The following is a 533-nucleotide window of genomic DNA, read 5'->3' on the forward strand; positions in this document are numbered from 1 at the left end:
GCCGCCGGTCGTCCAGCGGAACCCCTCCTGGGGCTGCTGCAGCCGGCCCGCCTCGGCCACGATGGCGTCGGCGCCGCGATCGAAGCTCAAGCCCTTCTCGCGGGCGGCCTCGACGCTCTCGACCTTCATCTCGGCCAGCCAGGCCCGGTTCGCCCAGGCCAGCCGCCCGGCCGCGTCGGTGATCCAGGTCGGGCTGGATAGGCGTCCGCCAGCAGACCCAGGCCGCTTTCCGTCGCCGTGCCCACCAGCCCCAGGCGTGACAGCCGCAGCCAGGCCGCCCCGGCGGACGATCGCCCCTCGACCGCCCAGGCGCCGCCCGAGCCGTCCACGATTGGCGTCGAAAGGCCTCGCCCCGGTCCAGCAAGGCGTCCAGCCGCGCGCCGGCGGTGGCGCGCACGGCGTCCAGCACCGCCAGCGCCGGATCGGTCTGCGCCGGGTTCTGGTTCGTCAGCTCCCGGACGTCACGTCCCAGGTCGCCGGCCGCGCCCAGCCGGGTGGTGCCGGCCGCCCGCCGTCGACGGGCCAGCCGGACG

General features: G+C 76.9%; 1 protein-coding gene. It reads right to left on the reverse strand.

Features of this window, described 5'->3' with window-relative positions; translation table 11 throughout:
- Window positions 1-125 precede the first annotated feature (125 nt).
- Window positions 126-329, reverse strand: a complete 204-nt coding sequence (locus AC2W7C_RS18885; protein WP_486002709.1) for a hypothetical protein — start codon at window positions 327-329, stop codon at window positions 126-128.
- Window positions 330-533: the final 204 nt, after the last annotated feature.

This window comes from Brevundimonas sp. CURTG3B2_SDJG, from assembly GCF_057364705.1.